The sequence below is a fragment of the Streptococcus halichoeri genome, from assembly GCF_019774635.1.
Lineage (GTDB): Bacteria > Bacillota > Bacilli > Lactobacillales > Streptococcaceae > Streptococcus > Streptococcus halichoeri.
Window position 1 is genome coordinate 614,392 of the sequence record NZ_CP081502.1, and the last position, 25,887, is coordinate 640,278.

Consider the following 25,887-nt stretch of genomic DNA (forward strand, 5'->3'; position numbering starts at 1 on the left):
AGAAATAAGTTATGATAACAGAAGAAATGATGATGACAACTGAAAAGTTATTAATGAGCTATTATTTTGATATGAGTGAATGGCTCAAAGGAGTTAAAACAGTTAATATTGATATTATCCAAAAATCAAAAGATGATTTATTGGATATGTTAAAATCTGATTTTGAAGAATTGTCTACAGAAGATAATAATGAGTATCTCGATGAGCTTTCAGTTAGCATTGCTACACTGGAAGAATTATCGGAAGACAATTATCAAAAGATAAAAACAGAAGTTTTTTCTTGGGAACCAAGCCAAAAAAACGAAAAATGACATAAGAAAGAATGCTGACAATTTGAAAATTGTCAGTTTTTCTATTGTTGCATTTTATCAAAATGCAGTTATCAAAAATTGTCATTTTTGAAAAATGCACGAAGTGCCAAATAGGGGATTGGGGATTTCCTCAAAGTATAAAAAGTCAAAAGTCTGTTTGTGGGGTGCCCTACAAATAGGCTTTTTTGCTTTTTATTTTTGCAAGTGGGGTACCACTTGCTAATCTTGCCAGAGTAAAAGTAGTCCTTTCTCTGAGGGGTGGCAAAGCCCTACATTTTATCGTATTTTTAGAAAGGGAATCAGGACATGCCAGATAAAAAACGAAAACGTTCAGTTGAATTTAAATTAAGAGCTACTAAAGATGAAGCTAATAAAATTCGTCAACGCTTTTCTCACGCCAACAAAAAAACGTTTCAAGCATATGCTTTAGAGATGTTGCAAAATGGAAAAATAGTAACCTATGATTATTCAGAATTGCAAAAATTAAGAATAGAAGTTAATCGCATTGGTCAAAATGTCAATCAGTTAGTTCGCTATGTTAACACTTTTGATGAGATTGATAATGAACTTTTTAAAGCTTTGCAAGCTGAGATTGATGACATGAAGAAAATGCTTTTTGATGAATTTAAAACGAAAGGACATGCAAAATTAAATGGTAGTGACGAAGGTTCTTCAGATTAAAACAAGTCGCAATTTAAAACGTGCAATTGATTATATCACACGTGACAATGCAACTTTGAAATTAGATACAGAACATTTAGAAGGTGATGAAGATTATTCTTTTGAAATTGTTAATGGTCAAGTGATGAAACGATTAGTCTCTGGTCATGATTTGACAGATATATCTGATCCACAAACGATTTATGAAGATTTTATTTTATTGAAAGAGTCAGTTGATGTTTTATACAATAATGATACCTTATCAGATTTAAAAAATGACGATAGAGTTTTAGCGCATCATATCATTCAATCGTTTTCTCCGCAAGATGGTTTAATACCTGAACAAGTTAATGAGATTGGAAGAAAGACAGCTTTAGAATTAACTGGTGGTGATTATCAATTTGTAGTTGCCACACATATGGACAAAGGTCATTTACATAACCATATCATTTTTAACACAACTAACGAAGTTACGTTAAAAAAATTTCGTTGGCAAATAAATACAGCTCGTAACTTATTTCAAATTTCAAATAAGTATGCTGAGCTTTATGGTGCGAAAGTTTTAGAACCAAGGCTTAGAAATTCCCACACAGAATATGCTGCATGGAGAAGAAAAAATAATTATCGTTTTGAGATTAAAGAACGGTTGAACTTTTTGTTAAAGCACTCGTTAGATATGAATGACTTTTTACAAAAAGCAAAAGCTTTAAACTTGCGAATTGATACGAGTGGTAAGTACGTTAAATATATGTTAATGGATCAACCACAAGAGCGTTTTGTTCGTGATCGTACATTATCTAAAAAAGGTAAGTTCTCACTTGAAAAAATCAAAGAACAAATTGCGACAAACGAAGTTGTTTATGATTTAAACGTCATAAAGGAAAAATATGATGAAGAACAGGAAAATAAACAAGATGATTTTGAGTTGCAAATCACAATTGAACCTTGGCAAGTGCAGCAACTTACTAGTCAATCTATTTATGTTCCAATTACTTTCGGCTTAGATCGAAAAGGAACGGTTTCTATTCCAGCAAGAATGCTTGACCAAAATGAAGATGGAACATTTACAGCTTTTGTTAAAAAGAATGATTTCTTTTACTTTTTGAATGCTGACCATTCTGAACAAAATCGTTTTATTAACGGAACAACTTTAATCAAGCAACTATCTGCTCAAAATGGTGAAATGATTTTGACTAAAAACAAAAATATTACAAATTTAGATAGATTAGTTGATGAATTTAACTTTTTGGCAATTAACAAAGTTACCAATTCAAAACAATTTGAAGAATTACAAAATCAATTTTTGGAACAATTGGATGAAACCGATAAGACTTTAGAGTTCTTGGATGAAAAGATGACTTATCTTAATAAACTTATGGGTGCTTTATCAGATTATCAAAATAATATAGTTCCTTCAGAAGTAAGTCTTGAACTTCTTGAAAAAGGTAAAATTGATAAGAATACAAAACTAGAAGACTTGCAAAAAGAAATTAAAGAACTTCAGATTGAACGTGATACACTCAAAAAGCACAGAGATAAAATTGTAAAAGATTATGACTTTGCAAAAGAGATGAAAGAAGAGCGTGAGGAAATGGCACATAAAAATAGTAAGAAATTATGATGCTTACTTCAGGAAAAAGGTTATAATATATAAATATGAAAAACAAAAAAATTATTATACTTGTAAGTGTTATCTTAGTTGTTATTGTTCCTATCTTTATCAACCTTTCCTTTAAAGTGTATTTAGCTCCATTATTTACTGCTGAGTGGGGAGCAGGTGACTTACTTTCTTATTATGGTTCATTGTTAGGTGGTATTATTACCTTGGTTGGTGTTGTTATGACTCTGAATTATCAGACTAAACAATCAGAAGCGGATGACGCAATTAAATATAAACCAATCATAAAACTTGCTTCAGTAGAGAATGAATATTCCGATTTTATTGTAAATCGAGAATTAAGTGTTCGTTTTCCAGTATGGTATTTTAATGATGATCCTTTAAGAGGGCAAAAAGAAAGAATTTCTGAAGAACAAATGAAATGTATGACTTCTTTTCATGTACTTTTTAAAAATAAGGGAAGAGGAGAAGCAGTTGATGTCTCACTGGATAGTGTAAAAATCGAAGAAGTAAGCTGGGATGATGATAGCAAACTTTATATTGCTTCAAATCTGCCATTGTCTATGGGAGATATTTTGGTTGATGAAAAAGCAGATGTCATCATCAATTTTCCTAATTATTTGTTTTTAAAAGATGAAAATACTAGTCAAAATCTTATTCGGATAGAATTAAAGCTATCTTATAATGATATGTTTCGAAGAAATAAAAAAGAGCTTGGTGTGCTTCTAGATTTTCAAGTTCTTGGAGAAACATTAGCGCCAGCTCCATATCCGTACAAGGATGGATTTTCATATTATTTTGTAAGAATTGGTTTTGTGAGTGCATTGCATTTGTAAAACAAAAAGGACATTTAAGTATACCTATTTGTCCTAATATGATTTTAGCAGTATAATTGACTTGGTGAATAGGTCATTTAAGTTGGGCATAATAGGAGGAGTAAAATGAAAAAATTTATTTATCGAGTTTTAGAAAATGACGAAGTGGTGGCTATTTTTAATGAGCAACAATATGCGCAAGATTTTATCGCTTACGAAAAGACAATTTCTGATAAGCAATTTGAAATTGAAAAAGTAGATATTGCTGATTGGTTATTGCAACCGAGAGAATTTTAGAGGTTGGTTGAAAATGGCTAAAATTGGTTATGCACGTGTCAGTAGCAAAGAACAGAACTTAGATCGGCAATTACAAGCGTTACAGGGCGTTTCTAAGGTCTTTTCAGACAAATTAAGCGGTCAATCGGTCGAACGCCCACAATTACAAGCTATGCTTAACTATATTCGTGAAGGGGATATTGTTATTGTTACTGAATTAGATCGATTAGGACGAAATAATAAAGAATTAACAGAATTGATGAATCAAATTCAAATTAAGGGGGCAACCCTGGAAGTCTTAAATTTACCCTCAATGAATGGTATTGAAGATGAAAATTTAAGGCGTTTGATTAATAGCCTTGTCATTGAATTGTACAAGTATCAAGCAGAATCAGAACGAAAAAAAATTAAGGAACGTCAGGCACAAGGAATCGAAATTGCTAAGAAAAAAGGCAAATTCAAAGGTCGTCAGCATAAATTTAAAGAAAATGATCCACGTTTAAAGCATGCTTTCGATTTGTTTTTGAATGGTTTATCCGATAAAGAAGTTGAAGAACAAACTGGAATCAATCGCCGAACGTTTAGAAGGTATCGAGCAAGATATAACGTGACAGTCGATCAAAGAAAAAACAATGAAAAGAGGGATAGTTAATGAGTACGGTTATTTTAGCTGAAAAACCAAGCCAGGCATTAGCCTACGCAAGTGCTTTAAAACAAAGCACCAAAAAAGACGGTTATTTTGAGATCAAAGACCCACTATTTACAGATGAAACGTTTATCACCTTTGGTTTTGGGCATTTAGTGGAATTAGCAGAACCAGGTCATTATGACGAAAAGTGGCAAAATTGGAAACTTGAATCTTTGCCGATTTTTCCTGATCGATACGATTTTGAAGTTGCAAAAGATAAGGGAAAGCAGTTTAAAATTGTTGCAGAACTTCTCAAAAAGGCAAATACAATTATTGTTGCAACAGATAGCGACAGAGAAGGTGAAAATATCGCCTGGTCGATTATCCATAAAGCAAATGCCTTTTCAAAAGATAAAACATTTAAAAGACTATGGATCAATAGCTTAGAAAAAGATGTAATCCGAAGCGGTTTTCAAAATTTGCAACCTGGAATGAATTACTATCCCTTTTATCAAGAAGCGCAAACACGCCAAATTGCCGATTGGTTGATCGGCATGAACGCAAGCCCTTTGTATACGTTAAATTTACAACAGAAGGGCGTACAAGGTACATTTTCACTAGGACGTGTTCAAACGCCCACCTTATACCTTATTTTTCAGCGCCAGGAAGCCATAGAGAATTTTAAAAAAGAACCTTTTTTCGAGGTGGAAGCTAGTATAAAAGTAAACCAAGGGTCGTTTAAGGGCGTTCTAAGCCCCACACAGCGTTTTAAAACCCAAGAGGAGCTTTTAGCTTTTGTTTCTTCTAAACAAGCTAAAATAGGCAATCAAGAGGGGATAATTGCTGATGTTCAAACCAAAGAGAAGAAAACGAATAGTCCGAGTTTGTTTTCTTTAAGTAGTTTGCAATCAAAAGTCAATCAGCTTTATAAAGCGACAGCGAGCCAAACTTTAAAAGCTATGCAAGGACTGTATGAAGCAAAATTATTGAGTTATCCAAGAACAGATACACCATTTATTACAGAGAACGAATTTGCTTATTTAAAAGCGAATTTTGGCAAATATAGCGGTTTTTTAGGACTTGATCTTGAAATGGTTCAAACAGAGCCTAGAAAGCGTTATGTGGACGGTAGTAAGGTACAGGAACACCACGCCATTATCCCAACAAAACAAGTACCTACCGAATCTGCATTAGCGAAAATGGACGATTTACAACGAAAAATTTATGCTTTAGTCGTTAAAACGACCGTTGCCATGTTTTTACCTGATTACTTGTATGAAGAAACCAAGATACAAACGAAAGTAGCTGATTTGCTGTTTCAATCGATCGGAAAGACACCAAAGCAAGAAGGGTGGAAAATTCTTTTCAAACAACAAACCAAAGAAGAAAAAGAGGACGTTCAAACGTTACCACTCGTTATCATTGGCGAACGTGCCGAAGTTGGTGTTAAGAGTGTTGAAAAAGAAACGCAACCGCCAAAAGCTTTTACAGAGGGTACATTATTAACTGCTATGAAAACGGCGAATAAAACGGTTGATGATGAAGAAGCAATCAAGATTTTACAAGAAGTTGAGGGGATTGGAACAGAAGCGACAAGAGCAAGTATTATTGAAGCGTTAAAACAAAAAGAATATATCCAAGTGATTAAGAATAAGCTTGTTGTAACTGAAAAAGGAAAATTATTGTGCCAGGCAGTTGAAAGTCAGCACCTTTTAACGAGTGCTGAAATGACGGCTAAATGGGAAACGTATTTAAAAAAAATCGGTAAAAGAGAAGGCAATCAAGAGAACTTTATTACGAATATCAAAAAATTCATTGTTCATTTACTGGAAGCTGTACCTAACGATATAGAAAAACTAAATTTTTCTGATTACCAGGAACAGAAAGAAAAAGAAGCAGAAAAAAGTATTGTAGGAAAATGTCCTAAGTGTGGCAACAATATTGTATTAAAAAAATCGTTTTATGGTTGTTCAAATTATCCTGAATGTAAGTTTACTTTAGCTGAACATTTTAGAAAGAAAAAACTAACCAAAACGAATGTAAAAGAATTACTGGAGGGAAAAGAAACCCTGGTAAAAGGAATCAAAAACAAAGAGAAAAAGCCCTACAATGCCGTTGTAAAAATTGGGGAAAAGGGATATATTGATTTTATATCTTTCTCAAAATAAACATAAAAGCCCTTTAAAGAGGGCTTTTATATATTAATCACAAATCACTTATCACAAATCACAAGTGATTTGTGATTGTTGATGATAAAATAAGAATAAGAAGAAATAGAAAGAAGTGAGTGATTGTGGGAAATTTAGGCGCACAAAAAGAAAAACGAAATGATACACCAATCAGTGCAAAAAAAGATATAATGGGAGATAAGACGGTTCGTGTTCGTGCTGACTTGCACCATATCATAAAAATCGAAACAGCAAAGAATGGCGGAAACGTAAAAGAAGTTATGGAAATAAGACTTAGAAGCAAACTTAAGAGTGTGTTGATAGTGCAGTATCTTAAAATTTTGTGTATAATAGGAATTGAAGTTAAATTAGATGCTAAAAATTTGTAATTAAGAAGGAGGGATTCGTCATGTTGGTATTCCAAATGCGTAATGTAGATAAAACATCTACTGTTTTGAAACAGACTAAAAACAGTGATTACGCAGATAAATAAATACGTTAGATTAATTCCTACCAGTGACTAATCTTATGACTTTTTAAACAGATAACTAAAATTACAAACAAATCGTTTAACTTCTGTATTTATTTACAGATGTAATCACTTCAGGAGTGATTACATGAACAAAAATATAAAATATTCTCAAAACTTTTTAACGAGTGAAAAAGTACTCAACCAAATAATAAAACAATTGAATTTAAAAGAAACCGATACCGTTTACGAAATTGGAACAGGTAAAGGGCATTTAACGACGAAACTGGCTAAAATAAGTAAACAGGTAACGTCTATTGAATTAGACAGTCATCTATTCAACTTATCGTCAGAAAAATTAAAACTGAACACTCGTGTCACTTTAATTCACCAAGATATTCTACAGTTTCAATTCCCTAACAAACAGAGGTATAAAATTGTTGGGAGTATTCCTTACCATTTAAGCACACAAATTATTAAAAAAGTGGTTTTTGAAAGCCGTGCGTCTGACATCTATCTGATTGTTGAAGAAGGATTCTACAAGCGTACCTTGGATATTCACCGAACACTAGGGTTGCTCTTGCACACTCAAGTCTCGATTCAGCAATTGCTTAAGCTGCCAGCGGAATGCTTTCATCCTAAACCAAAAGTAAACAGTGTCTTAATAAAACTTACCCGCCATACCACAGATGTTCCAGATAAATATTGGAAGCTATATACGTACTTTGTTTCAAAATGGGTCAATCGAGAATATCGTCAACTGTTTACTAAAAATCAGTTTCATCAAGCAATGAAACACGCCAAAGTAAACAATTTAAGTACCGTTACTTATGAGCAAGTATTGTCTATTTTTAATAGTTATCTATTATTTAACGGGAGGAAATAATTCTATGAGTCGCTTTTTTAAATTTGGAAAGTTACACGTTACTAAAGGGAATGGAGATAAATTATTAGATATACTACTGACAGCTTCCAAGAAGCTAAAGAGGTCCCTAGCGCCTACGGGGAATTTGTATCGATAAGGGGTACAAATTCCCACTAAGCGCTCGGGACCCCTTGTAGGAAAATGTCCTAAGTGTGGCAACAATATTGTATTAAAAAAATCGTTTTATGGTTGTTCAAATTATCCTGAATGTAAGTTTACTTTAGCTGAACATTTTAGAAAGAAAAAACTAACCAAAACGAATGTAAAAGAATTACTGGAGGGAAAAGAAACCCTGGTAAAAGGAATCAAAAACAAAGAGAAAAAGCCCTACAATGCCGTTGTAAAAATTGGGGAAAAGGGATATATTGATTTTATCTCTTTTTCAAAATAAACATGGGGCTGACCCAAAAGTAGCTCCTATATGAAAAATAGAGGTCTTTCCATTTAGATAGTAGTGGAAAGACCTCTATTTATCTTTTGAAAGTGAATACAAAAATAAAGCACACTCTGCTATAATATAGGTGATTAATCCATTTGAGAGAGGTGCTTTATCATGTATCAAAATTATACCATAAACCAACTTTGTTTGCCTATAGATCTTGAAATTAAATTAGAAGAAAATGATTTTGCTCATGCCATTGTGCAGTTTGTTGACTCTATTCCCGATGAAGTCTTTCTTCCTTATTATCAATCTATGGGTAGACCCCAATATCATCCTCGTATGCTACTTTCCATTATTCTTTGTGCCTATATTCAAGGGGTTTATTCGGGCCGCCAAATACAAAATATGCTGATAGATAGTATTCGGATGCGCTACTTATCTCAAGAGCAATTCCCTAACTTTCGTACTATTAATCGTTTTCGCGTTCATCCGATTATGAACGATATTCTAGATCATTCATTTGTTCAATTTCGTGAGCTACTGGTTCAAAGTGGCTTAATCAGTGGCAGTGCTCTATACATTGATGGTACAAAAATTGAAGCGGATGCGAATAAATACTCTTTCGTTTGGAAAAAAAGTATTTTAAAGTATAAGGATAGCCTTGATCAAAAAGCCCTTGAAAACTACCAACAAATGGTGGAAACAAAAATCTTACCTGAGTTAATAGATGATTTAAAGGATGAACTTTCTATAGAAGAGATTGAAAGGATTCGTCAATCTTTGGAAGAAAAGGAAAATCAATTAATTGAAGCGATTGACCAAACCGAAACAGTAGAAGGGGGCTGACCCATTATTAATAAGGAGTGGACAACATGATTGATGTAAATGAGCTATTGGAAGAAGCTATTAGAGAAACTGAAAATCTAAATGATGGCGAAGTTTTTCTTGTTAAAGATTTATTCAAGGGATATGTGGGGAATAGGATACCCAGAAAGGATCGACTTCTGCTTGGAACGTTATTTTTAAACCATGTTAGCAAAATGAATGGTAATTTAAAGGCTATTGAAAAGACTTCATCTAATCAGCAGAGGTATAAAAAGACAATTGATAAGTTTTAACTATCTTTTGTGAAATTAAAAAAATTATAAATATGTTGAGTAAAAGCAAAAGATTTGGCTTGGAATTTTTACAGCAGTGAATCGATAAAAGGAGCATGCTTGATGGTAGATAATATTATTAAATCAGTAGCAGAGAAATTATCCTCTCTGTCTTATATAGAAGGTATTGTTTTAGGTGGTTCACGTGCAAGGGGCACCCATACAGAGGATTCGGATATAGATATCGGCATCTATTACAATTCAGAATCATTTGACATAAATACTATTAATCAATTCGCTACAAAGCTGGATGATGAGCATAGAAATAACCTTGTTGTACCTCCCGGAGCATGGGGTGATTGGATTAATGGCGGCGGATGGTTAGTCATAAACGGGTATCATGTGGATTTAATTTTACGTGATATTAAACGTGTGGAACAAATAATGAAAGATACAGAGCACGGAATTGTTACTGCCAATTATCAGACTGGGCATCCCCATGGTTATATTAGTGCAATGTATCGAGGAGAATTAGCGATTAGCAAAATACTATATGCTAAGAATGAAAGCTTATGCGAATTAAAAAAACAGGCAGAAACTTATCCCAATGCTTTGCAGAAAAGTTTAGTTAACTTTTTTATGTTTGAAGCAGGGTTCTCTTTAATGTTTGTAAAAGCAAATTCGGGAACAGACGATAAATATTATATTGCGGGTCATGTTTTTCGTATAGTTTCATGTTTAAATCAAGTGTTATTTGCATGTAATAATGCTTATTGTATCAACGAAAAGAAAGCTATAAAACTGCTTGAAACTTTTGAACATAAACCTGAAAAATATACCGAGAAGGTAAATCATATTTTTGAAGTACTCGGTATCTCACTTTTTGAATGCTACGACATGACCGAGAAGCTTTATAATGAAGTGAATGAAATTGTATCGGAGATAAATAACTTTTTAAACGAGGAGAGTTCAGATGAAAGAAAACAAATATGATGATAATATATTTTTTCAAAAATACAGTCAAATGAGTCGCTCGCAGAAAGGACTGGCTGGTGCGGGAGAATGGGAGACTTTGAAAAAGATGCTACCTGATTTTAAGGGTAAGCGTGTGCTTGATTTAGGATGCGGCTATGGATGGCACTGTATATATGCGATGGAAAACGGTGCTTCCTCTGTAGTAGGTGTTGATATTTCTCATAAAATGCTCGAAGTAGCAAAAGGAAAAACCCATTTTCCACAGATTGAATATGAATGCTGTGCCATAGAAGATGTGGATTTCCCAGAGGAGAGCTTTGATGTAATACTAAGTTCGCTTGCGTTTCATTATGTAGCAGACTATGAGAATTTAATAAAAAAGATATATAGGATGCTGAAGGCTGGTGGCAATTTAGTTTTTACAGTTGAACATCCTGTTTTTACTGCTCATGGAACACAAGACTGGTATTATAACGAAAAAGGAGAAATACTGCATTTCCCGGTGGACAATTATTATTATGAGGGCAAACGGACAGCTATGTTTTTGGAAGAAAAGGTTACAAAATATCATAGAACACTGACCACATATCTAAATACACTGCTTTCAAATAGTTTTATAATAAATCAGATTGTGGAGCCACAGCCGCCAGAGAACATGATGGATATTCCGGGGATGGCGGATGAAATGCGACGCCCAATGATGCTGATTGTATCGGCAAAAAAGAAGATGTAATAATATAGAAAAAATAAACGAGGAGTATGTAAATGAGATCAGAAAAAGAAATGATGGATTTAGTACTTTCTTTAGCAGAACAGGATGAACGTATTCGAATTGTGACCCTTGAGGGGTCACGCGCAAATATTAATATACCTAAAGATGAATTTCAGGATTATGATATTACATATTTTGTAAGTGATATAGAACCGTTTATATCTAATGATGACTGGCTTAATCAATTTGGGAATATAATAATGATGCAAAAGCCGGAGGATATGGAATTATTCCCACCTGAAGAAAAGGGATTTTCCTATCTTATGCTATTTGATGATTACAATAAAATTGATCTTACCTTATTGCCCTTGGAAGAGTTAGATAATTACCTAAAGGGCGATAAATTAATAAAGGTTCTAATTGATAAAGATTGTAGAATTAAAAGGGACATAGTTCCGACTGATATAGATTATCATGTAAGAAAGCCAAGCGCAAGGGAGTATGATGATTGCTGCAATGAATTTTGGAATGTAACACCTTATGTTATTAAAGGATTGTGCCGCAAAGAGATACTGTTTGCAATCGATCATCTGAACCAGATTCTACGGTTTGAACTACTTAGGATGATGTCGTGGAAGGTTGGGATAAAGACAGAATTTTCATTAAGTGTTGGGAAAAATTATAAGTATATTAACAAATACATTGATGAAGATCTATGGAATAGATTATTATCTACATATCGCATGGATTCCTATGAAAATATTTGGAAGTCATTATTTATATGCCACCAATTGTTCAGGGAAGTGTCCAAAGAGGTAGCAGAACTACTGGGGTTTGATTATCCAGAGTATGGTAAGAACATAACAAGATATACCGAGGACATGTATAAAAAATATGTTGAAAATGACTATTTTTAAAGATTAGCAAAGATTATTAACCATAAGCAAGGGGTGTAAATGTATGGAAAGTACTGATGTTATAAATGAAATTAGAGGTATATTACCTCGTAACTCAATTGGAAAATATGATTTACTAACTATTTTTACACATAAAACCGTTTTTGATAAAATTGTAAAAGTACTATCATTGGATTTTCAAAATAAAGTAGATTATGTGGCTGCCCCAGAAGCAATTGGATGGATACTAGGCACTGCCATAGCCAAAGAACTTGGAGTGGGGTTTATTGGAGTAAGAAAAGGTGATAAGCTGCCATACGCAAAAGAAGAGATTATTTCGACACATTTTACCGACTATTCAGGTCAAGATAAAAGCTTTGAAATATCTAAGAGTTCTATTGTGAGGAACAAAAGAGTTTTGATTGTAGATGATTGGATAGAGACAGGTTCTCAAATGAAGGCTTTAATAGCTTTGTTAGAGAAATTGGATTGCAGCATTATTGGGTTGGCTACTATTGGGATTGATATAAATGAGGTTACTCAAAAATGGATAGACAGCAGTTTTGTAGCTTATATTGGCTCAAACATATAATAAACCGAAAGAAAATCTTGAATCAAAATTTTGGATGGCGTTAATTTACAATACAACGAAAGATGTTTACTCTTTTTTTATAAATTTTAAGAGGCGTTAAAAAACAGTTTTCAGACGAAAGGAGATCGAAGTTGAGTATAGATTTAAGTAACAAAAAAATTCCGAAAGAAGCAATTCAAGCATTAAAAACTATAGCGGAACTACTTGATAATATGTTAATTGGGGTGTATTTGTATGGTTCGGCAGTAATGGGTGGTTTACGTATGAATAGCGATGTAGATATTTTGGTAATAACAAATCAAAGTTTATCTGAAAAAACTCGAAGGAATCTTACAAATAGGTTAATGCTTATATCTGGGAAAATAGGAAACATAAAAGATATGAGGCCTCTTGAAGTTACGGTCATAAATCAAAAGGATATTGTCCCTTGGCATTTCCCCCCCAAATATGAATTTATGTATGGCGAGTGGCTAAGAGAGCAGTTTGAAAAGGGAGAAATTCCTGAGTCGACTTATGATCCGGATTTAGCAATACTTTTAGCACAACTAAGAAAAAATAGTATTAACCTTTTGGGACCAAAGGCAACAGAAGTAATTGAGCCTGTGCCAATGACAGATATTCGAAAAGCAATTAAAGAATCGTTGCCCGGGTTGATAGCTAGCATTAACGGTGACGAACGCAATGTGATTTTAACTTTAGCCAGAATGTGGCTGACAGCATCTACTGGTGAAATTCGCTCAAAAGATCTGGCAGCTGAATGGGCGATACCTCAATTACCCGATGAGCATGCTACTTTACTCAACAAAGCGAGAGAGGCTTATTTAGGAGAGTGTGTTGACAAGTGGGAAGGAATGGAATCTGAGGTGGCTGAACTCGTTAATCATATGAAAAAGTCTATAGAGTCTTCCCTTAATATCCAATTACCTTTTCGAATAGTTTAAATATAACAAAGACTAGTTGTTAATGTGCATTATTGATTGCTTCGATATGTTCCCCCATATATCAGTTTCTTAAAAAATAATCAAAATACCGTTGATACGTTCCCGCGAACGAAAGGGTTAAAAATCAGCTTAAGACATCAATGCCATCAACTCGAGCCACGTTGAGACGTGTGTTTTATTGTCCCACAAAAGTGCAGACGATTTTATCAGTGTAAAAATGGAGTACGCAGACGACCGAAAAATCCAGCCAGATCGTATCACCTACAGGCTTATTCAGGAGTATATCGAAGAAAAGTACGGCTTCAAAGTTCACACTGCAAACATTGCAGAGGTCAAAAGAAACTTAGGCCTGCCGATGTACGACGCACCAAACGCAGTTGAAGAACTAAAACGCCCATATAAACCAGCACCAGAATATAAAGTAGAAGCTATTAAAGACGCATTAAGGCACTTCAAGGTCATAGATTAAAGTAAAGTACCCTTTCAGCAGATCATTACTGTTGAGAGGGTCTTACTTTTTCAGAAGCCGGCCAATGTAAGGATAGCCCTACAAGATTGCGGGTCTTTCTCTTCGAGCCATGTTTCCAGATTGCTTATAGCGATATCCTTTTGAATATGGATGCTCTCTTCAAATCGATATTCGATTGCACATGTAAGGATATCAACAGGTTCATCAAGAACCTTACCGCCAAGAACTGGGTATTCGTCAATTACAATCCAGTCAGGTGGGAGACCATCAAAGAGAGCCTGCGGATACAATTCCCTAAAGTGAATCTCAATTTCCATAGCTTCGATCTCACCTTGTTCTTTATCTGGGTAACAAGTGGCATAAGATACATCGAAGCCTCTAGTGAGCAGCATCTGAACGACATTGATGAGTTCAATATCAACAGGAATGGTCTTATCGGCGCATTTACAACAAGGCTTCGACCAAATTTCACTGTATAGCTCTAAACATCGTGGACACATCGTCATCATACAATCACTTCCTTCACCAGTTTATAGAAAGTAGTTCTTTTAAGATTAAGTGCCTGCATAGTTGCAGTTGCAGTTTGCTCGCCAGTGCGGTGATATTTACCGCCGGGTACACTGGAATAACCGAGGTTACAAGTCTATTGTTTGGAGATGCGTCAGCCGTTTGGAGGAAAAAGGATCTGAATGTACTGCCCCTACCATAAACGAGGAAACATTGCAGACAGCAGTGGTCAAGGCTATTAACGAACTTTTGGCTAACAAAGAACCCTTCCTCCAGGCGTTGCAGAAAAACATAGCTACTATACTTAATGAAGAAAATGATAATGCCACCAATGATATTGATAGCAAATTGGAAGAATTACAACAACAGCTTCTTATCCAAGCAAAATCCAAGAATGACTATGAAGATGTGGCTGATGAAATCTACCACCTTCGAGAATTGAAGCAAAATGCACTTGTTGAAAATGCAGAGCGTGAAGGAAAAAGGCAACGAATCGCTGAAATGACTGATTTCTTTAATGAACAATCCTGTGAGTTAGAGGAATATGATGAGCAGTTAGTAAGGAGGCTTATAGAAAAAGTTACGGTATTTCATGATAAGTTCGCCGTTGAATTCAAATCAGGAGTCGAGATTGATGTAGAAGGGTAATCTTTAGAAAGAGAACAGAAGAATTATATTGGATTTTTAAAGATAATATGATATAATAAAACGACTTGGAGGTGGAAGAATGTATAACTTTTCTTGCTAATTATATGATGCATAATAAGATATTTAAAGAAACGGCTATAGAACCGTTTGTTTTGTTATGCAAATTGCAAGAAAGTTAAGTATTCTACACTCAATAATACATTACAGTAACCTTATGTTATGTATAACAAAAGGTAATAATAGTATTTGTTTTTGAGCCGTAAGAATTTACTTTCTTGCGGCTTTTAATATTTGTAAAAGAAAGGAAGATAAACGTGATAGACAATGATACTATGTCATTCATGACAAAATCCTTGCAGAGTTGGATAACATTATAGAGTAATTAATGCCGAAAACCGACTTTGCTTATAAAATTTTTATAATGTAAAGGAGGAAGAAATATATGTCCTTAATAAATGTTTCAAATCTAACTTTTTCATATGAAGGAAGTTATGACAATATTTTTGAAAATGTAAGTTTTCAGATAGATACAGATTGGAAACTCGGTTTTATTGGAAGAAACGGACGCGGTAAAACTACTTTCTTAAATTTACTGCTTGGCAAATATGCGTATTCCGGCAATATAAGTTCTACAGTTAAGTTTGAGTATTTTCCTTATGATGTGGAAGATAAGAGTCTATATACAATTGAAGTAATGAAGAGTATTTGTACGGAATGTATGGATTGGGAGATTTTTCGTGAAATATCATTGCTTGATGTTCAAGAAGATGCTTTATATCGTCCGTTTAATACATTGTCAAATGGTGAGCAAACGAAGGTCCTTCTTGCAGCTTTATTCCTTACAGCGAGTTGTTTCCTGCTTATTGATGAACCTACAAACCATCTTGACATCGATGCACGTAATGTAGTGCAAAACTATTTGAAACGCAAGAAGGGGTTTATTTTGGTATCTCATGATAGAAGCTTACTTGATCAATGTGTTGACCATATACTATCTATCAATAAAACGAATATCGAAATCCAAAAGGGAAATTTTACTTCTTGGTGGGAGAACAAAACGTTACAAGATAATTTTGAACTGGCAGAAAACAAGAAACTCCTTAAAGAAATAGGAAGGTTGTCTTATGCAGCAAAACGTAGTTCAAACTGGTCAAATAAAGTAGAAAAAAGTAAATATGGAACAACAAATTCTGGTTCAAAACTGGATAAGGGTTATGTTGGACATAAGGCTGCAAAAGCGATGAAACGTGCCAAAAATATTGAGTCAAGACATCAGGAAGCCGTTTTACAAAAATCAGAACTGCTCCACAACATTGAACAATATGATGACTTAAAAATTTCACCACTTGAATTTCACAAAGAGTGCTTAATAGAAGCGAATGATTTATCATTGTCTTATGGAGATAAAGAAGTATGCAGTAATCTTAATTTCAGAGTCAATATTGGTGATAGAGTTGCCATTATCGGAAAAAATGGGAGTGGTAAGTCTAGTATCCTAAAATTGATTAATGGAGATGATATTAAATTTACCGGAAATTTTATGCTAGCAAGTGGACTAAAAATTTCTTATATTTCGCAAGATACTTCATATTTAAAAGGTAATCTATCTGAATTTGCCTATAATAATAAGATCGATGAAACTCTATTTAAAACGATTCTTCGTAAACTGGATTTTAATAGAGAGCAGTTTGATAAGAACATGGTGGATTTTAGTGCTGGTCAGAAAAAGAAAGTACTAATTGCTAAAAGCCTTTGTGAAAGTGCACATTTGTATATATGGGATGAGCCATTGAACTATATTGATATTTTTTCACGTATCCAAATTGAAAAAATGATTTTGGAATATTGTCCTACACTATTGTTTGTGGAGCATGATGATGCTTTTTGCAATAACATTTGTACGAAAAATATTAATTTAGGTTTGTAGAGATTTTGAGTTGCCACAATAACTAAAAGATATTTACATGAAAGGGTGAAGAAATGTTAAAACAAAAAGAATTAATTGCAAACGTTAAGAATCTTACTGAGTCAGATGAACGAATTACAGCTTGTATGATGTATGGATCGTTTACCAAAGGAGAAGGTGACCAATACTCTGATATAGAGTTCTATATATTTTTGAAAGATAGTATAACCTCGAACTTTGATTCATCCAACTGGTTGTTTGACGTAGCTCCGTACTTGATGCTTTATAAAAATGAGTACGGAACAGAGGTAGTTATTTTTGATAATCTTATACGTGGGGAATTTCATTTCCTTTCTGAAAAAGATATGAACATAATCCCCTCATTTAAAGATTCAGGTTATATTCCTGATACGAAGGCTATGCTTATTTACGATGAAACAGGGCAATTAGAAAATTATTTATCAGAGATAAGTGGTGCAAGACCAAATAGACTTACTGAAGAAAATGCTAATTTTTTGTTGTGTAATTTCTCTAATCTATGGTTGATGGGAATCAACGTTCTAAAAAGAGGAGAATATGCTCGTTCATTAGAACTCTTATCACAACTTCAAAAAAATACACTACAACTTATACGTATGGCAGAAAAAAATGCTGATAATTGGCTAAACATGAGTAAAAACCTTGAAAAAGAAATTAGCCTTGAAAATTATAAAAAATTTGCAAAGACCACTGCTCGATTAGATAAGGTAGAATTATTTGAAGCCTATAAAAATTCTTTGCTATTAGTTATGGATTTGCAAAGTCACCTTATTGAACAATACAACTTAAAAGTTACACATGACATTTTAGAAAGATTGTTGAATTACATTAGTGAATAGGAGAGTAACGTTATTCACAGTATTGGGTACTGAAAATTAACAGCATACCTCAGTTTTTCAAAAAACAGCGAAGCCTATGGATATGTTCCCGTCTACCGATAGTGCAAAAAGTGTCGTGGATATGTTTCCGAGAACGGACATACACAAATGACATTCATTCTGTCCTCTCAATCCATGTGGAAGCAGTATGTCTGTTAACAAGAAAATAATTATTGTTCGTCCTGACGAGTTGTTAGACTCGAAAAGGATAAACATCATTTTTAGAACCGGTAGCCGATTTTTGGCTAGCGGTTTTTTGGGCTCTTTGGCAAATAGTGGTGATTGAATCTCGCGCTATCCTATGGAAAACCGCCTTGTGTGAGGGGCTGCGAGACCGCTTCGATCCTAGAATTGCTGAAGCACGAATCTAGCGTCACTCACATTTCATCTTTTGACGTAGCTGAGACAAGGTGTTTTTCTTCGATCCGCTAGTGGTTAATCTCTTTTTGGTGCAAATATGGTTTAGAATTTCTTTGCATGGCTTAAGGGAGTGGAGAATCGGATATTAGTAGGATTTACATCCACAGATAAAAATAGGCTTGATTTTAACAGCGAAACTAAAATACCCTACTTAAATGAAGTGATAGATTAGATGTTGGGTTGTTAGGAGATGCTTAAAAATCCTATGCAATCAATAGTTTTTAGTGTTTGTTGACTTGATCCCTAAATCGCCTGAGTACTAAACGTTGAGTGTGTCTGCTTACTGTCACTAGCCAGTAAGTGAGACTGTAGTTAATCTCTCATTTTCCCCAGTATTATGTTGAAAATAGCCATGAAGCGATTATTTCTAAAGAGTTATTTTTGCAGGCTCAAGAAGAAATTTATCGGAGAAGTAATATCTACACAGGAGAAGGCAAGAACAAAAGAATTTATAGTAGCAAGTACGCTTTAAGTGCCATCACCTTCTGTGGATATTGTGGCGATATTTATAGGAGAACCTATTGGAATATTCATGGCAGAAAAGAATTTGTCTGGCGATGCGTGACTAGAATCGAGCAGGGTCCCGAGGTATGTAAGAACCGAACCGTAAAAGAAGATGAACTCTATGGTGCGGTAATGACCGCAATTAATAAGCTACTTGCTGGTGGCAACAATATGATAAAGACACTGGAAGAAAATATTCATGCTGTGATTGGAGAAACCACAGAATACCAAATTTCAGAGATTAATACCCTACTAGATGAAAAACAAAAAGAACTAATCAAGCTGGCCAATAAAGGTCAAGATTATGAATACCTGGTAGATGAGATCGATGAGATGCGAGATAAGCGTCAGACTCTTTTAGTAGAAGATGCCTCCCTCAGTGGCGAGAACGAGCGCATCAATGAGTTGATTGAATTTATCCGCAAGAACAAATTCCGCACCTTAGAATATGATGATAAGCTTGTAAGGAAGATAATCCAGAACGTTAAGGTCTATGAAGACCACTTCGTCATAGCCTTCAAACCAGGTATCGAAATGGAAATATGAAAACCAGAAGTAAATAGCCCATGACTCTGAAGTAGAGTTGTGGGTTTTCTTTTAATTGCTGATTATAATAATATTTTAATGACTATTGCATTTATCAACCAAATGGTTTATGTTATTCTTAGCATAAACTTGGAGGTGCTGTATGACTACGGCAGAAATGATTAAAGAACTGTGTGAGCAAATGAATATAAGTGTTTCCGAACTTGCTAGACGTATTGGCCAGACTCCACAGAATTTCAATAAAAAATTACAACGAGAAACAGTAACCTTGGATGAGTTGAAGGCCATTGCTGATGTGCTAGGTGTCAAGTTTGTGCAGGCATTTATTTTACCAGATGGAGAAGAAATAAAAATATCTAACGAATAAAGGAGGATGTTTATATGGTAGGTAATGTTATTCAAATAGTAACAGAGAAATTATCATCTTTGCCTTTTATAGAAGGCATCGTATTAGGGGGCTCACGTGCAAGAGGCACCCATACAGAAAATTCTGATATAGATATCGGAATCTATTACAATTCAGACTCATTTGACCTGACAGCGATTAATCAAATTGCTACAGAATTGGATGATAAAAATAGAAACAACCTTGTTGTGCCTCCCGGAGCGTGGGGTGATTGGATTAATGGCGGCGGATGGTTATTTATAAATGGGTATCATGTGGATTTAATTTTACGTGATATTAAACGTGTGGAACAAATAATGAAAGATACAGAGCACGGAATTGTTACTGCCAATTATCAGACTGGGCATCCCCATGGTTATATTAGTGCAATGGGTTCTGTTGCAAAGTTTTAAATCTACTATCAAATAAGGTAGAATAATAGAAAAAGATAGCAGGAGGAATGACGATGAATCATTTTAAAGGAAAGCAATTTCAGCAGGATGTGATTATTGTAGCCGTGGGCTACTATCTTCGTTATAACCTTAGCTATCGTGAAGTTCAAGAAATCTTATATGATCGTGGCATTAACGTTTCTCATACGACGATTTATCGTTGGGTGCAAGAATATGGCAAACTACTCTATCAAATTTGGAAAAAGAAAAATAAAAAATCCTTTTATTCATGGAAAATGGATGAAACGTACATCAAAATTAAAGGAAAATGGCATTATTTGTATCGAGCCATCGATGCAGATGGTTTAACCTTGGATATTTGGTTACGTAAAAAACGGGACACACAAGCAGCCTATGCTTTTCTTAAGCGGTTAGTGAAGCAGTTTGATGAACCGAAGGTTGTAGTCACAGATAAAGCCCCCTCTATTACAAGTGCCTTTAAGAAACTAAAAGAATACGGCTTTTATCAAGGGACAGAACATCGTACCATTAAATACCTGAATAATTTGATTGAACAAGACCATCGTCCAGTAAAGAGACGCAATAAATTCTATCGAAGTTTACGCACTGCCTCTACCACGATTAAAGGCATGGAAGCCATTCGAGGATTATATAAGAAAACCCGAAAAGAAGGCACTCTCTTCGGGTTTTCGGTCTGTACTGAAATCAAGGTATTATTGGGAATCCCAGCTTAAATCATAGATACCGTAAGGGATTTTATTCTTTATTTAAAACTTTGCAACAGAACCATTATATATATAACTATAATTATAAACACAAATATAAATATAGTTTTATTTAAAAGCTCTTCATTTCCATGAGGAGTTTTTTTGTGATAGTTTATCCAAAATTAGGTAAAATATCTGTATGACAGGTATGAGATTTGATGAAAAGAGTTTTGTTGTTGAATTAGAAGATAAACGTAAATATGACTTTTTAAAAAGAGTTGAAACGTATGATGCAAATATTGCCTCAGCAATGCGGATAGCTGGATACAAACGTATTAATCAAACAGAGAGAACCGTAGCTTTTACTTTTGGGGAAGTAACATTTTCTAGGTCACGCTGGCGAAAAGGAAATAAAACACGTTGTCCTGTTGATGAATGGCTAGGACTCAAAAAGTACATGCGTTTTTCTCCTGAATTGGTTTGCCATGTAGCTAAAATGGCTACAGTAATGTCATATCGTCAAGTGTGTCATTTTGTTAAAGAGTTTTATCATCTTGAGATTACTAAGGATACTGTTTTAAAAGCCGTTAAGCGAGCTGGGGAATTGCTATCTGAAAAAGAAAAATTTCGCTTTTGGCTAGAGGAAGAACCGACCAAGAAAATTAATCCAAAAATCCTTTATATTGAAGGCGATGGCGTGATGGTGAAATCATCAGATTCTGCTAGAGGTGACAAAAGAAATGTTGATTTAGCACACTTTCTTCTTCACACAGGTTCTAAAAAAATTGCTAAAAATCGTTATGTTTTGGAAAATAAGCATGAGATAATTCACACAAATTATGAAAAGGCAAAAGAAGAATTACTAGACTATTTGTATAATCATTACGAGATTACAGATGAGACGATATTAATCACTAATTCTGATAATGGTAAAGGCTATACTTCAAAAGTTTTTCAAGAAATTAAAAAAGCGCTTGGCATTAAAATACACGAGCACTTTTGGGATGCTTATCATCTAAACGAAAAGATAAAAATATTTTTTAAAAAATATCCAGCCGAGTTAAAAGAACTAGCTTTTCAGGCAATCAATAGCCATAAAAGGGAATTGATGAAAACCGTTCTTGACACCGTAGAGTCTTTAATTGCTGATGGAGATGATGAAGAATACTATAATTATTTTAATTTTCGCCGAAAAATTCTTAATAATTTCAAATATACAAAGCCTGCTAAATTAAGAAATTTATCAGCCAAAGGAATAGGTGTCATGGAGAGTCAGCATCGAAAAATAACCTATCGGATGAAACACAGGGGAATGTATTGGTCATTAAAAGGTGCTTATACAATGTCGAGATTAATTATTCTAGATAGAATTAATCTTGTTGATGATCTATTTTTTGGTAATTGGCGAAAAGAGTATGAATACTATCAAAATCAACGTTTAAGCGTTGGTTATCTCCGAGAAGCGAAGGAACAAACGATATTTAAGTCACGCAAAATTTTTCAACGTGCTGGGAAATTTACTTCTCTTGACCGCCAAAAATTTAAGTATTAAAAACTTTAAAATTTTTTGGATTTTAAGGCTTTTTTAAGTTGTTTTTGTTTGCATTTTTCTGACAATTTTGTTATAATATCATTATAGAAAATCAAAAAAGGAGCAGAAGCGGGTAACTTCTACTCCACCGATTAAGACAAATCTACACTTTGCTTAATCAGTCTGAAGTTATTGTAACACAAAAAAGCCAATAAAGTCAAGACTGAAGCAAGGAAACCTTTGTTTCGGTATTTTTTTTGAAAAAATTCAACAGAGAAATCTCTTGATTTATAGGCTTGATGATTATTCTCAAAAAAATAGACACAAACCAGATATGAAATAATTCTTGACAAGGCCTAGGATATAGTATAGACTAATATAGTATGTTTAGTAACTGATCACAATAGCCGGCTAAACGAATACAAAATCTATGAGGAGGTATTCACTGTGAAACGTACTTATCAACCAAGTAAGATCCGTCGTCAACGTAAGCACGGATTCCGTCATCGTATGTCAACTAAAAACGGCCGTCGCGTACTTGCTAGCCGTCGCCGCAAAGGACGTAAAGTCTTATCAGCTTAATGATAAGAAAAAAGAACCTAACAAAGCCAAGAGTGCTCGAGACTTTTGGTTTTTTTGTGCATTGTCAACCTTTGCCAAATGTGCTTGAGCCCAAAAAAGCCCAAGCCAAGGGTGGGTCAGTTTGCTTTACGACCCTTTTTTGAGCTAGAAATCATCATTAGAGTGTGACCAGCGAAGCTTTCTTACGACCTAAGTCCCAAAAACTGACTTCTTCGTAGGGCTAAAAGGCCCTCGCCCTCAAGCAGCTAGCAAAGCAAAAAAGGTGCTCTTTTTTCTACCATTTGTCAAGTATATTCAGCGTTAAGATACAAAACACTTTCAAGATATGTGGCAATGATAGATGGTTGCCTTATATTTAAAGCCTGGTAAATTATAAAAGTGCATGCAAAAACAACACTTTATTTTTTGTCAACTCAGCTAAGCCAGCCCACAGATGAGATGCTACCATTTCACGGCAAGACTGTTTCTATCATCAGGGTTTGTCGCTGCTCTTTGCCCAGTAAGCTTTTGACTGGTACTTAACGGCAAGACCGATTATAGTATCAGGGCTTTGCCCCAACAGCTAAATTCACCGGTCTTTTTTTAGTGCTTCAGCCAGGTAGTAACCAGCTCGCGGCCGCGCTAGCTCTTCCATTACTGCTGTCCACTTATCGCCTTCTTTCTGGATGGCGTTTTTTAGTAGTGCTTTTTGCGCTTGATTTAAAATAGCAATCAGCTCCAAGCCTTTATCAGTGGGAAAGAGTTGCTTATGACGGCGATCAAAGTCGGCGCTTTCTTCATAAATCAACTGTTTTTCTTTAAGGGTTTTTAAGGTTTTGTGGGAACCTTGCTTGGAAATTTCAAGAATAGTTAGCAATTCACTCACGGTGCTACCTGGTTTTTGACAGATAAAAAATAAAAAACGGTGATGCTGCCGATTCAGTTGGTGCTGCTTGATCAAATCATCAGCGGTTTTGATAAAGGTTTGGTAAGCAAAATAAAATAGCATGTGTTCGTAATCATCGTGGGCCATAAATGTCTCTCCTTCATTTTCCTTTTCTTATTATACTAAATTATATTATCGGTGAGAATTGCTCAGCTAAAAAGGTCAATAATATTGACTTATTTTTCCAAGAGGTTTATGATAAGTACTATAGTAAGAAAAAGGAGTGATAAGATGAAAAAACGTGTCGGACAGTATTTGCTTGATTGTTTACGGGTCAATGGCCTTGAGCGTATTTTTGGGGTCCCTGGGGATTTTAACCTAGCCTTCTTAGATGACATCATCGCAGATAAACAGATAGAGTGGGTCGGTAATACCAACGAACTCAATGCCAGTTACGCAGCTGATGGTTATGCCCGTTTGCATGGCCTGGCAGCTATGGTTACTACCTTTGGTGTTGGGGAACTAAGTGCGGTTAATGGTATTGCAGGAAGCTATGCTGAGCGAGTGCCTGTTGTGGAAATTACAGGTGCGCCTACACGACAAGCAGAAGCGCAAAAGCGCTATGTTCACCATTCTCTTGGCGAAGGTCATTTTGATAATTACCAAAAGATTTATGAGCACATTACGGCAACCACTGCCTATATCACCACTGACAATGCCCAAGACGAAATTCCCAGAGTCATTAATACCGCCCTTAGAGAACGCCGGCCGGTGCATATTCATTTACCGATTGATGTAGCGATGAGCACGATTGAAATTAAAAGAGCACCAGTAGCTTATCAACATCAAAGCCAGCCTGTGACTGCTTATCTTGACGCGATCCAACAAGCTTTAGCTACAGCTAAGCGTCCAGTTATTATAGCTGGCCATGAAATCACTGCCTACCAGCTACAGGAGCAACTCGAAGCCTTTGTTAATAAAACAAAAATTCCTCTTGCTCAGCTCTCTTTAGGGAAATCAGCATTCAATGAGGAAAATCCCTACTATATAGGAATTTATGATGGGCGAGTTGCTGAAGATAGCATTCGCAACTATGTGGATGGTTCTGATTGTATCCTTAACATAGGAGCCAAATTAACCGACTCAGCTACTACGGGCTTTTCCTATCAGTTTGATTTAAATGACCTTATTTTAATCAATCAAAGAGACTTTAAAGCCGGAGATTTGGTCTCGCATGATGTTAGCTTGGTCGATTTGATGGATGGTCTTTTGACGATTGATTATGAAAACCAAGCCGCCTTTCCAGCAATCAAACCAGCAGCAAGTCCAATCGTAGAACTTAGTGATCAACCCTTGACACAAAAAGACTATTTTAAGCTCATGCAAAACTTCCTCCAAGCAGGCGATGTGCTCTTGGCCGAGCAGGGGACTTCCTTTTTTGGTGCCTATGATCTGCGCTTACCAAAAGGCAGTCGCTTTGTCGGGCAACCCTTATGGGGCTCTATTGGCTATACCTTACCATCGCTTCTTGGGACCCAGGTGGCTGATCCAAAGCGCCGCAATATATTGCTGATTGGCGATGGTTCACTACAGCTAACTGTTCAAGAAATGGCGACAATGATCCGTCTAAAGCTCAATCCTATTATTTTTATGATTAATAATGATGGCTACACTGTGGAGCGCCTAATTCATGGCATGCAAGCCCCTTATAACGATATTTTCATGTGGGACTACAAAGCCTTGCCAAAAGCATTTGGAGATAAAGGGCACGTTATCACCTATGATGTGACCACTAGCCGAGAGCTTCAAACTGTGATGGATCAGGTAACAGCCGACCCAGCACATATGCATTTCATTGAAGTGCATATGGACCGTAACGATTCGCCAGAAAAATTAATAGCCATGGCAGAAATGTTTGCTCAGGCGAACCAATAATGCCTTTAACTGAGTACAAGCTAGAAAAAGTGCAGCTGCTAGTAGCATTAGCTTAGTCTGGACTTGCTAGGCAGAGCTTTTAGACCT

Annotated in this window: 27 protein-coding genes and 4 pseudogenes; 29 read left to right on the forward strand and 2 right to left on the reverse strand. The window is 35.1% G+C overall.

All coding sequences use genetic code 11. From position 1 onward, the window contains the following. Nucleotides 1-11 precede the first annotated feature (11 nt). The 19 genes and pseudogenes from K5J94_RS03050 (at nt 12) to K5J94_RS03140 (ending at nt 13,934) form a co-directional block, all read left to right on the forward strand. Complete coding sequence (locus K5J94_RS03050; RefSeq protein WP_015695729.1) at nt 12-311, forward strand: hypothetical protein; 300 nt, start codon at nt 12-14, stop codon at nt 309-311. 306 nt (nt 312-617) lie between these two features. Continuing rightward, on the forward strand, nt 618-992 hold the full coding sequence (locus K5J94_RS03055; protein WP_015695728.1) for a plasmid mobilization protein: 375 nt from the start codon (nt 618-620) through the stop codon (nt 990-992). Next, nucleotides 964-2,592, forward strand: coding sequence for a helical hairpin domain-containing protein (locus K5J94_RS03060; protein ID WP_015695727.1), 1,629 nt, complete (start codon nt 964-966; stop codon nt 2,590-2,592). Before K5J94_RS03055 ends, K5J94_RS03060 begins: the two co-directional genes overlap by 29 nt. A 35-nt stretch (nt 2,593-2,627) precedes the next feature. Beyond that, nucleotides 2,628-3,425 carry a hypothetical protein gene (locus K5J94_RS03065; protein WP_015695726.1) on the forward strand — a complete coding sequence of 266 codons (798 nt, stop codon included), beginning with the start codon at nt 2,628-2,630 and terminating at the stop codon, nt 3,423-3,425. A 105-nt stretch (nt 3,426-3,530) separates the two neighbouring features. Next, on the forward strand, nt 3,531-3,701 hold the full coding sequence (locus K5J94_RS03070) for a hypothetical protein (protein ID WP_000713595.1): 171 nt from the start codon (nt 3,531-3,533) through the stop codon (nt 3,699-3,701). A 13-nt stretch (nt 3,702-3,714) separates the two neighbouring features. Continuing rightward, nucleotides 3,715-4,332 carry a recombinase family protein gene (locus tag K5J94_RS03075; RefSeq protein ID WP_001062587.1) on the forward strand — a complete coding sequence of 206 codons (618 nt, stop codon included), beginning with the start codon at nt 3,715-3,717 and terminating at the stop codon, nt 4,330-4,332. Next, nucleotides 4,332-6,476: a type IA DNA topoisomerase gene (locus tag K5J94_RS03080; protein ID WP_000108743.1), complete on the forward strand. Its 2,145-nt coding sequence runs from the start codon at nt 4,332-4,334 to the stop codon at nt 6,474-6,476. The genes K5J94_RS03075 and K5J94_RS03080 overlap by 1 nt, the downstream gene beginning before the upstream one ends. Before the next feature lie 191 nt (nt 6,477-6,667). Continuing rightward, nucleotides 6,668-6,837 (forward strand): annotated as a pseudogene (locus tag K5J94_RS09720) (MLS leader peptide). A 48-nt stretch (nt 6,838-6,885) separates the two neighbouring features. Further along, the gene (locus K5J94_RS03090) at nt 6,886-6,969 is read left to right on the forward strand and encodes a 23S rRNA methyltransferase attenuation leader peptide (protein ID WP_001814874.1); all 84 of its coding nucleotides are present in this window, start codon (nt 6,886-6,888) and stop codon (nt 6,967-6,969) included. 124 nt (nt 6,970-7,093) lie between these two features. Further along, the gene (erm(B), locus tag K5J94_RS03095) at nt 7,094-7,831 is read left to right on the forward strand and encodes a 23S rRNA (adenine(2058)-N(6))-methyltransferase Erm(B) (protein WP_010725603.1); all 738 of its coding nucleotides are present in this window, start codon (nt 7,094-7,096) and stop codon (nt 7,829-7,831) included. Nucleotides 7,832-8,000: 169 nt separating this feature from the next. Then, nucleotides 8,001-8,261: pseudogene (locus K5J94_RS03100) on the forward strand (topoisomerase DNA-binding C4 zinc finger domain-containing protein); the annotation flags it as partial. 162 nt (nt 8,262-8,423) lie between these two features. Beyond that, nucleotides 8,424-9,089 (forward strand): annotated as a pseudogene (locus K5J94_RS03105) (IS1182-like element IS1182 family transposase); the annotation flags it as partial. A gap of 35 nt (nt 9,090-9,124) precedes the next feature. Beyond that, complete coding sequence (locus K5J94_RS03110; RefSeq protein WP_000567888.1) at nt 9,125-9,370, forward strand: single-stranded DNA-binding protein; 246 nt, start codon at nt 9,125-9,127, stop codon at nt 9,368-9,370. Nucleotides 9,371-9,472: 102 nt separating this feature from the next. Continuing rightward, nucleotides 9,473-10,342, forward strand: a complete 870-nt coding sequence (locus K5J94_RS03115; RefSeq protein ID WP_000228166.1) for a nucleotidyltransferase domain-containing protein — start codon at nt 9,473-9,475, stop codon at nt 10,340-10,342. Beyond that, nucleotides 10,323-11,057 carry a class I SAM-dependent methyltransferase gene (locus K5J94_RS03120; protein ID WP_000662263.1) on the forward strand — a complete coding sequence of 245 codons (735 nt, stop codon included), beginning with the start codon at nt 10,323-10,325 and terminating at the stop codon, nt 11,055-11,057. Before K5J94_RS03115 ends, K5J94_RS03120 begins: the two co-directional genes overlap by 20 nt. Nucleotides 11,058-11,089: 32 nt before the next feature. Then, nucleotides 11,090-11,953 (forward strand): aminoglycoside nucleotidyltransferase ANT(6)-Ia, encoded by an 864-nt coding sequence (locus K5J94_RS03125; protein WP_002294505.1) that lies wholly within the window; start codon nt 11,090-11,092, stop codon nt 11,951-11,953. A gap of 43 nt (nt 11,954-11,996) precedes the next feature. Further along, nucleotides 11,997-12,524 (forward strand): phosphoribosyltransferase family protein, encoded by a 528-nt coding sequence (locus K5J94_RS03130; protein WP_002294507.1) that lies wholly within the window; start codon nt 11,997-11,999, stop codon nt 12,522-12,524. Between the two features lie 131 nt (nt 12,525-12,655). Further along, nucleotides 12,656-13,465, forward strand: a complete 810-nt coding sequence (locus K5J94_RS03135) for an ANT(9) family aminoglycoside nucleotidyltransferase Spw (RefSeq protein ID WP_002294509.1) — start codon at nt 12,656-12,658, stop codon at nt 13,463-13,465. A 178-nt stretch (nt 13,466-13,643) separates the two neighbouring features. Beyond that, complete coding sequence (locus K5J94_RS03140) at nt 13,644-13,934, forward strand: hypothetical protein (RefSeq protein WP_010733534.1); 291 nt, start codon at nt 13,644-13,646, stop codon at nt 13,932-13,934. 50 nt (nt 13,935-13,984) lie between these two features. On the opposite strand, the gene K5J94_RS03145 is transcribed toward K5J94_RS03140, so the two are convergent. Beyond that, nucleotides 13,985-14,443 (reverse strand): hypothetical protein, encoded by a 459-nt coding sequence (locus K5J94_RS03145; RefSeq protein ID WP_002325145.1) that lies wholly within the window; start codon nt 14,441-14,443, stop codon nt 13,985-13,987. A 67-nt stretch (nt 14,444-14,510) separates the two neighbouring features. On the opposite strand from K5J94_RS03145, the gene K5J94_RS03150 reads away from it, so the two are divergent. The 9 genes and pseudogenes from K5J94_RS03150 to rpmH all read left to right on the forward strand — a co-directional run bounded on the left by K5J94_RS03150 (nt 14,511) and on the right by rpmH (nt 23,000). Next, on the forward strand, nt 14,511-15,089 hold the full coding sequence (locus tag K5J94_RS03150) for a recombinase zinc beta ribbon domain-containing protein (RefSeq protein ID WP_088186203.1): 579 nt from the start codon (nt 14,511-14,513) through the stop codon (nt 15,087-15,089). Between the two features lie 442 nt (nt 15,090-15,531). After that, complete coding sequence (lsa(E), locus tag K5J94_RS03155) at nt 15,532-17,016, forward strand: ABC-F type ribosomal protection protein Lsa(E) (protein ID WP_002294513.1); 1,485 nt, start codon at nt 15,532-15,534, stop codon at nt 17,014-17,016. A gap of 53 nt (nt 17,017-17,069) precedes the next feature. Beyond that, nucleotides 17,070-17,873, forward strand: a complete 804-nt coding sequence (gene lnu(B) / locus K5J94_RS03160) for a lincosamide nucleotidyltransferase Lnu(B) (protein ID WP_002294514.1) — start codon at nt 17,070-17,072, stop codon at nt 17,871-17,873. Nucleotides 17,874-18,713: 840 nt separating this feature from the next. Continuing rightward, complete coding sequence (locus K5J94_RS03165; RefSeq protein ID WP_002303394.1) at nt 18,714-19,382, forward strand: zinc ribbon domain-containing protein; 669 nt, start codon at nt 18,714-18,716, stop codon at nt 19,380-19,382. 142 nt (nt 19,383-19,524) lie between these two features. Beyond that, nucleotides 19,525-19,749: a helix-turn-helix domain-containing protein gene (locus K5J94_RS03170; protein ID WP_000205227.1), complete on the forward strand. Its 225-nt coding sequence runs from the start codon at nt 19,525-19,527 to the stop codon at nt 19,747-19,749. Between the two features lie 14 nt (nt 19,750-19,763). Next, nucleotides 19,764-20,159 (forward strand): annotated as a pseudogene (locus K5J94_RS03175) (nucleotidyltransferase domain-containing protein); the annotation flags it as partial. Nucleotides 20,160-20,233: 74 nt separating this feature from the next. Beyond that, nucleotides 20,234-20,914, forward strand: a complete 681-nt coding sequence (locus tag K5J94_RS03180; protein ID WP_001015311.1) for an IS6-like element IS1216 family transposase — start codon at nt 20,234-20,236, stop codon at nt 20,912-20,914. Nucleotides 20,915-21,086: 172 nt separating this feature from the next. After that, the gene (locus K5J94_RS03185; RefSeq protein ID WP_074626891.1) at nt 21,087-22,439 is read left to right on the forward strand and encodes an ISLre2 family transposase; all 1,353 of its coding nucleotides are present in this window, start codon (nt 21,087-21,089) and stop codon (nt 22,437-22,439) included. Nucleotides 22,440-22,865: 426 nt separating this feature from the next. Continuing rightward, entirely contained in the window at nt 22,866-23,000 is a 135-nt protein-coding gene (gene rpmH / locus K5J94_RS03190; protein WP_000831903.1) for a 50S ribosomal protein L34, read from the forward strand. 568 nt (nt 23,001-23,568) lie between these two features. On the opposite strand, the gene K5J94_RS03195 is transcribed toward rpmH, so the two are convergent. Next, nucleotides 23,569-24,012, reverse strand: coding sequence for a MarR family winged helix-turn-helix transcriptional regulator (locus K5J94_RS03195; protein WP_159543286.1), 444 nt, complete (start codon nt 24,010-24,012; stop codon nt 23,569-23,571). Between the two features lie 144 nt (nt 24,013-24,156). On the opposite strand from K5J94_RS03195, the gene K5J94_RS03200 reads away from it, so the two are divergent. Continuing rightward, nucleotides 24,157-25,800, forward strand: coding sequence for an alpha-keto acid decarboxylase family protein (locus K5J94_RS03200; RefSeq protein ID WP_159564408.1), 1,644 nt, complete (start codon nt 24,157-24,159; stop codon nt 25,798-25,800). Nucleotides 25,801-25,887: the final 87 nt, after the last annotated feature.

Bases quoted from the DNA above. Each gene is read 5' to 3' on its own strand.
- K5J94_RS03050 (WP_015695729.1), top strand. From the start codon at position 12: ATGATAACAGAAGAAATGATGATGACAACTGAAAAGTTATTAATGAGC.
- K5J94_RS03075 (WP_001062587.1), top strand. From the start codon at position 3,715: ATGGCTAAAATTGGTTATGCACGTGTCAGTAGCAAAGAACAGAACTTA.
- K5J94_RS03170 (WP_000205227.1), top strand. From the start codon at position 19,525: ATGACTACGGCAGAAATGATTAAAGAACTGTGTGAGCAAATGAATATA.
- K5J94_RS03110 (WP_000567888.1), top strand. From the start codon at position 9,125: ATGATTGATGTAAATGAGCTATTGGAAGAAGCTATTAGAGAAACTGAA.
- K5J94_RS03145 (WP_002325145.1), bottom strand. From the start codon at position 14,443: ATGATGACGATGTGTCCACGATGTTTAGAGCTATACAGTGAAATTTGG.
- K5J94_RS03120 (WP_000662263.1), top strand. From the start codon at position 10,323: ATGAAAGAAAACAAATATGATGATAATATATTTTTTCAAAAATACAGT.
- K5J94_RS03115 (WP_000228166.1), top strand. From the start codon at position 9,473: ATGGTAGATAATATTATTAAATCAGTAGCAGAGAAATTATCCTCTCTG.
- K5J94_RS03055 (WP_015695728.1), top strand. From the start codon at position 618: ATGCCAGATAAAAAACGAAAACGTTCAGTTGAATTTAAATTAAGAGCT.
- K5J94_RS03200 (WP_159564408.1), top strand. From the start codon at position 24,157: ATGAAAAAACGTGTCGGACAGTATTTGCTTGATTGTTTACGGGTCAAT.
- K5J94_RS03090 (WP_001814874.1), top strand. From the start codon at position 6,886: ATGTTGGTATTCCAAATGCGTAATGTAGATAAAACATCTACTGTTTTG.
- K5J94_RS03185 (WP_074626891.1), top strand. From the start codon at position 21,087: ATGACAGGTATGAGATTTGATGAAAAGAGTTTTGTTGTTGAATTAGAA.
- K5J94_RS03070 (WP_000713595.1), top strand. From the start codon at position 3,531: ATGAAAAAATTTATTTATCGAGTTTTAGAAAATGACGAAGTGGTGGCT.
- K5J94_RS03130 (WP_002294507.1), top strand. From the start codon at position 11,997: ATGGAAAGTACTGATGTTATAAATGAAATTAGAGGTATATTACCTCGT.
- K5J94_RS03180 (WP_001015311.1), top strand. From the start codon at position 20,234: ATGAATCATTTTAAAGGAAAGCAATTTCAGCAGGATGTGATTATTGTA.
- K5J94_RS03080 (WP_000108743.1), top strand. From the start codon at position 4,332: ATGAGTACGGTTATTTTAGCTGAAAAACCAAGCCAGGCATTAGCCTAC.
- K5J94_RS03065 (WP_015695726.1), top strand. From the start codon at position 2,628: ATGAAAAACAAAAAAATTATTATACTTGTAAGTGTTATCTTAGTTGTT.
- K5J94_RS03195 (WP_159543286.1), bottom strand. From the start codon at position 24,012: ATGGCCCACGATGATTACGAACACATGCTATTTTATTTTGCTTACCAA.
- K5J94_RS03060 (WP_015695727.1), top strand. From the start codon at position 964: ATGGTAGTGACGAAGGTTCTTCAGATTAAAACAAGTCGCAATTTAAAA.
- K5J94_RS03125 (WP_002294505.1), top strand. From the start codon at position 11,090: ATGAGATCAGAAAAAGAAATGATGGATTTAGTACTTTCTTTAGCAGAA.